Consider the following 5,310-nt stretch of genomic DNA (forward strand, 5'->3'; position numbering starts at 1 on the left):
AGCGGTCGCCTTCTTTTGCTTACTTTTCTTGGCGAAGCAAGAAAAGTGAGCGGCTGCCGGGCCGCCCCCGGCGCTCCCCTCCGACCGGAGAGAGATAGAAATTAAGCCAGGGCGGAGGAAGAAATTCCGTGCAGACTACCCGCCGTTTAATCAAAAAATCGAAGCCCCAAAAGCTCAGCCATAAAAACCAGCCATCCCCCGATACTCCCCCAGCCACTTGGCAAACAGCAAAGCCTCCGCCCCCGCCTGCGGAGAAATCCCCAGGTAATAAGGCGCCAAAGCCATCCGCAAATCAGGCAGCGGACATACCAGCCGCCCCGAGCGCAGATCATTGTCTGCCAGCGATACCGGCGACAACGCCAACCCCAGCCCATCCACCACCGCCTGCAACACGAAATGCACGTGATCGAAATACAGCATCGCCTGCCCCCGCGAGCGCTTCAAGCCCGCCAGCCTGCGCCAGTCCTCCCAGTCATTGCGCCGACTGCGCGACAGCAACAGCGTATGCCGCCCGATGCCCGCCCCCCCCTCCAGCGGCATCGACTTCAGCAACGCAGGCGAAGCCACCAGCACCAGCTCGTCCTCCATGAAACGCTGCACCTTCAAACTCTCCGGCCAATTGGTCTCCCCCCGTCGCACCGCGATATCGAAGGAAGACCCCGCCCGGCCAACCGCCGCCGTGCTGGTCACCACCTGCGGCGCAATGCCCGGATAACGCTCCACGAAATCGGAAAGATGCGGAATCAGCCAGCGCACCGCAAAGGACGGCCGTACATTGATCACCACCGTGCGGGTAGGGGCGTCGCGCATCACGCGGCGTGCCGCCGTGGCCAGGATGTCCAGCGCCGGGCTGGCTTCCTCGAAGAACTGGCGGCCACGCTCGGTCAGCAACACCTGACGCACGCGGCGCTCGAAGAGCGGCATGCCCAGGTAGTCTTCGAGATTCTTGATCTGGCGACTGATGGCGCCATGGGTGACATTGAGCTCGTGCGCGGCCAGCGTGAAACTCTGATGGCGGGCCGCCGCCAGGAAGGCCCGGATGGCGTTGAGCGGAAGGGAAAGGTCGGCCATGCGTCAGATTTTATCACGCATGCCCGGAATTAATATCGTTTGTCACCGCCGCCCACGCGGCGCAACATCAGGCCCATGACCACGCCAGACCTCCGCCAGGCCGACCTCGATTCGCGCCATGCCGCCATGTCGCTGTCGGCCGCCTTGCCCTGCGACATCGTTCTCTACCTCCTGCTGCCGATGTACTCCGACCAGTTCCATGTGAGCCTGGCCGAGGCCGGGGTGCTGCTGGCGGCCAACCGGCTGGTGCGCATTGCCGGTTATCGCTGGGTGGCGGCCTTCTATGCCAGACGTGGCGATCGACCCACCTGCACCCTGGCGGTGTGCGCGGCGATCCTGTGTGCGCTGGGCTATACGGTGGCCAGCGGTTTCTGGGCGCTGCTGCCGCTGCGGTTGCTGTGGGGCATGGCGTTTGCCGGGCTCAACCTGTCGACCCAGGCCATGTCGACGTCCAATCCGCAAGGGGCGGCGCGGCGTTCCGGGCGCTCGCGCGGGGTGATCGCCATCGGCCCGATGCTGTGGTTGCCCACGGCGGCCTTGCTGGCTGCGCATGTGGGACCGCGCATGGTGTTCCTGCTGGTGGCCTGCACCGCCGTGCTGGGCCTGCTGGCCGCGCGTCGCTTGCCGGCCCATGGCTACGCACCCCCTCAGCCACGCCGCTGGAAGCTACCCAATGCGCTGGACTGGTGGTCTTTCCTGGAAGGTCTGACGCTGGACGGGCTGTTCATCGTCGGGCTGGCCTACATGAGCAAGCAATCCTTTGGGGCCGATGGCGAACTGGTGGCCGGGGTGCTGATGGCGCTGCGCTATGCCGGCGAGATCGTATTGAGTCCCCTGGGCGGATGGCTGGCCGAGCGTTTCGGTGCGGTGAAGGTGCTGGTCACGCTGTCGCTGGCGACCTGCGTGGCGCTGGTGGGATTCGGAGGTGGCCTGCTGTGGCTGTTCGCCGGCTTGATCGTGATCCTGCGCGCCTTGCAGCTGCCGCTGCTGGCGCCCATCGTGGCGGCTCGTACGCCTCCGGGGCAGCGGGTGCATGCGCTGGCGGGGCGGGCCATCTGGCGTGATATCGGGGCTGGCATGGGGCCGATGATGGCGGGGCTGCTGTTGCCGGTGATGTCCTCGCTGTGGCTGTACGGGCTGGCGGCTTCGGCGCTGGCCGTGGCGGCGCTGGCCTGCGGCCGGGAGCCGGCGCCCTTGCACAAGCCGACGGCTGCGCCCGGTCCCTAGTCGGTGATCGGTAACAGGTAATCGGTAATTGCCAGACGGGCCGGCTTATGCGCCCAGCGGATATCGATGCGCTCATCGCTTCGTTCACAGCCGCCCGGTGCTTCGCTAGCATGGGCTCCTTGTCCTTCGACCCGGAGTCCGCATGCAAGACCATCACATCTACCAGGAACTCGGCAGCCTCGCGCTGGAGCCCCTGCAACCGGCCGAGCGCAAGCTGATCGGTACGGTCTTCCCGTTCGGCCTGGCCTTGCTGGGAGCCCTGTATCTGTTGCAGCGCTGCCTGCCGCTGGGCGGCTGAAGGAGCGGCAGGGCCGGTGTCAGGGCTGGTGGCAGTCGCTCAGCATTTCCGCCTGCGAGATATTGCTGGCCGGCGGCACGCTGTGGGTGAGCCAGACATTGCCGCCGATAACCGAGCCCTGTCCGATGGTAATGCGGCCCAGCAGGGTCGCGCCGGCGTAGACCACCACGTCATCCTCGACGATGGGGTGACGCGGGATACCCTTGACCAGTGAGCCATCCGGCTCCTGCGGGAAGCGCTTGGCGCCCAGCGTCACCGCCTGGTACAGACGTACATTGCGGCCGATGATGGTGGTCTCGCCGATCACCACGCCAGTGCCGTGGTCGATGAAGAAGCTGGGGCCGATCTGCGCTGCCGGGTGGATGTCGATGCCGGTGGCAGAGTGCGCGATGTCGGCGATCAGGCGTGCCAGCAAGGGGGCGCCCAGCTGATGCAGGGCATGCGCCAGCCGGTGGTAGATGATGGCGGTAGTGCCGGGATAGCAGAGCAGGATTTCCGAAATGCTGGAGGCCGCCGGGTCGCCGTGGTAGGCCGCCTGGATATCGCTGACCAGCACGTCGCGTATGCCCGGCAACTGATGCGCGAACTCACGCGTGATCACGTCAGCGCGCTCGCGCAACAGGCTGTCTTCTTCGCTGTCGCTGCTGAAGTAGAGGCTGCGGCGTACCTGTTCCTTCAGGATGCACAAGGCTGCATTCAACTGACTCCCCACGAAATAATCGATGGTCTCGTCCGACAGATCGGTGTGGCCGTAATGCGTGGGGAACAATGCCGCTTGCAGATGCGCCAGCAGCGTCTTCATCGCCTCTCGCGAAGGCAGTTCGCGGATTTCGCCGCGATAGCGGATCTTGTTGGTCACTTCGCGTGAGGTACGCAGCCCGGCCACCACGGCAGACAGGCCCATCCCGGCCGATTCGGCCAGGGCGTTCAATTCGGGGGTATGTGAAGTATCCATCCCGGCATGCTATCAAAAATGCAGGCAGCGCGTCGGCGGGCTGTTTCAGCGCGGCCAGCACGGACGGAGAGGAAATTGTCGTATCTGCAAGGAACTGGCACCGCATGCCGTCGGGCAGGGACCAGTGGAAGGGAGGGAGTGGGTAACCGGAAGAGCGCGGAAGAGCGATTCGCGGCGCCCAGTTCTATCTGAAAAGTGGCGCCGCAATTGAATCTGCTCTGGGAACGTACTTTATCGGCTAATAGATTTTGATGCAAACACTCATTCAAGATATCTATATGCGCAATTTGATCTGGCGCAAAGGCAGTGTGGGCGGGCCTTTCGGGCAGATGCCGGAGTTTTAGGGTCGCTTGCCTCCCTGTGACCTCCCTGCATCACTCAGGGAATTCCTGACGCCTTTTCCCGCCGCTCTCAGGAAGCACCCGATACTTGGCGCCACAACAAAAACGTAAAGTTCTCTCCATACCAGCTGCACAACGAAGTCCGAGCAAGGGGCGAGGACCAGGCAGCGATCAGGGAGAGATCACATGTTCAATGCCAAGAAAAACCGCTTCGTTGCCGCCACCGTCGCCGCCGTCGTGCTGGCTTCCAGTGCACCTGCTTCCTTCGCTGCCACCGCCAGCGGCACGCTGACCATCAGCGCCTCGGTGGTTGCCGCCTGCACCGTGGTCGGTTCGGCCATCGCCTTCGGCGCCTACACCCAGAGCGTGGTCAACCAGTCCGGCACCATCACCGTGCTCTGCACCAACGGCACCGCCTACAACGTCGGCCTGGACGCCGGTACCGGCACCGGCGCCACCGTCAGCAACCGCAAGATGAGCGCGGCCGGCGGCGGTACCCTGAACTATGCGCTGTACCGCGATGCAGCCCGCACCAACAACTGGGGCTCGACCATCGGCACCGATACCGCCACCGGCACCGGCTCGGGCCTGACCCAGACGCTGACCGTGTACGGCCAGATCGCCGCCGCCCAGACACCGCTGGCAGGTGCCTATTCGGATACCGTCACCGTCACCTTGACCTACTGATTTCGCCACGACGACCGCCGCCTGCGTTCACCGCAGCGGCCTTCGTCGCACCACACCGGATTACCGGGAAGCCCTGAGGGGGGCTGACTTTTGGGCGTGCTTCCGCAAGGAGGTGCGCCCTTTTTTTGTTTGTGATGCAATAGCGGCCTGATTGATTGCGAGAAGGGTAGGCAAGCCATGCGTATGGTCCGCTCCATCTGTTGCGCCTTCGTGGCGTTTTCCTTGCTGAGCTTGCCCTGGGTGGCGGCGCAGGCACAGGCCGCCCCTGCTACAGCGGCGGTCGTCCCGGTGCCGGTGCCAGCCGTGGGCACGGCCGCGCCCACACCGGTGGCCAGTGACATCACGCGCAGTTGCGCCGCCGGGGCCGGTTGCGTGCTCACCTGCCTGAACATGGCCGGCGAAACCGTGCTCACCGAAACGGCGACGCGGGCAGTGCGGAGCATTTCGCTCTCCAACGGCAACAGCGAATTCCGCCTGGATAACGGCAATGCCGGCATCAACGTGGTGCTGGTCTCGCATGACAACCTGATGTGCAAGCTCAGCGGTGGGGTGCTGTAAGGCCGATACAGCCTAGGGCCTGTTCACATTTAATCTACGAGTGCGAGAGGTCGCCAAGCGTTGACTGCCTAGGCGCAGCGACGCGTCGTAGTGGTACTACGGCAAGGAGCTGCAACAACGGCAGGCGACGCTTGGCGGCCTCTCCCGGAGGGTTGGCGCCAGAAGGCGCGCTG

6 protein-coding genes are annotated in these 5,310 nt (G+C 64.5%); 4 read left to right on the forward strand and 2 right to left on the reverse strand.

From position 1 onward, the window contains the following. Positions 1 to 174: 174 nt before the first annotated feature. Positions 175 to 1,071: a LysR substrate-binding domain-containing protein gene (locus HWE04_RS24075; protein WP_241813911.1), complete on the reverse strand. Its 897-nt coding sequence runs from the start codon at positions 1,069 to 1,071 to the stop codon at positions 175 to 177. Positions 1,072 to 1,146: 75 nt separating this feature from the next. Here HWE04_RS24075 and HWE04_RS24080 point away from each other — a divergent pair, with 75 nt between their 5' ends. After that, a complete protein-coding gene (locus tag HWE04_RS24080; protein ID WP_241813912.1) occupies positions 1,147 to 2,298 on the forward strand; it encodes an MFS transporter in 1,152 nt (383 codons plus the stop codon). Between the two features lie 142 nt (positions 2,299 to 2,440). Next, positions 2,441 to 2,596 carry a hypothetical protein gene (locus HWE04_RS24085; protein ID WP_241813913.1) on the forward strand — a complete coding sequence of 52 codons (156 nt, stop codon included), beginning with the start codon at positions 2,441 to 2,443 and terminating at the stop codon, positions 2,594 to 2,596. A gap of 19 nt (positions 2,597 to 2,615) precedes the next feature. Here HWE04_RS24085 and epsC read toward each other — a convergent pair whose 3' ends face one another. Next, positions 2,616 to 3,551 (reverse strand): serine O-acetyltransferase EpsC, encoded by a 936-nt coding sequence (gene epsC, locus HWE04_RS24090; protein WP_199181511.1) that lies wholly within the window; start codon positions 3,549 to 3,551, stop codon positions 2,616 to 2,618. A 527-nt stretch (positions 3,552 to 4,078) separates the two neighbouring features. On the opposite strand from epsC, the gene HWE04_RS24095 reads away from it, so the two are divergent. Then, a complete protein-coding gene (locus HWE04_RS24095) occupies positions 4,079 to 4,579 on the forward strand; it encodes a Csu type fimbrial protein (protein WP_006462503.1) in 501 nt (166 codons plus the stop codon). A 177-nt stretch (positions 4,580 to 4,756) separates the two neighbouring features. Next, positions 4,757 to 5,137: a hypothetical protein gene (locus HWE04_RS24100; protein ID WP_139347024.1), complete on the forward strand. Its 381-nt coding sequence runs from the start codon at positions 4,757 to 4,759 to the stop codon at positions 5,135 to 5,137. Positions 5,138 to 5,310: the final 173 nt, after the last annotated feature.

The organism is Herbaspirillum sp. C7C2, from assembly GCF_022627865.1.
GTDB lineage: Bacteria > Pseudomonadota > Gammaproteobacteria > Burkholderiales > Burkholderiaceae_D > Herbaspirillum > Herbaspirillum frisingense.

Excerpts from the sequence above, each read along its gene's own strand:
- HWE04_RS24075 (WP_241813911.1), bottom strand. The coding sequence starts at position 1,071 with ATGGCCGACCTTTCCCTTCCGCTCAACGCCATCCGGGCCTTCCTGGCG.
- HWE04_RS24080 (WP_241813912.1), top strand. The coding sequence starts at position 1,147 with ATGACCACGCCAGACCTCCGCCAGGCCGACCTCGATTCGCGCCATGCC.
- HWE04_RS24085 (WP_241813913.1), top strand. The coding sequence starts at position 2,441 with ATGCAAGACCATCACATCTACCAGGAACTCGGCAGCCTCGCGCTGGAG.
- epsC (WP_199181511.1), bottom strand. The coding sequence starts at position 3,551 with ATGGATACTTCACATACCCCCGAATTGAACGCCCTGGCCGAATCGGCC.
- HWE04_RS24095 (WP_006462503.1), top strand. The coding sequence starts at position 4,079 with ATGTTCAATGCCAAGAAAAACCGCTTCGTTGCCGCCACCGTCGCCGCC.
- HWE04_RS24100 (WP_139347024.1), top strand. The coding sequence starts at position 4,757 with ATGCGTATGGTCCGCTCCATCTGTTGCGCCTTCGTGGCGTTTTCCTTG.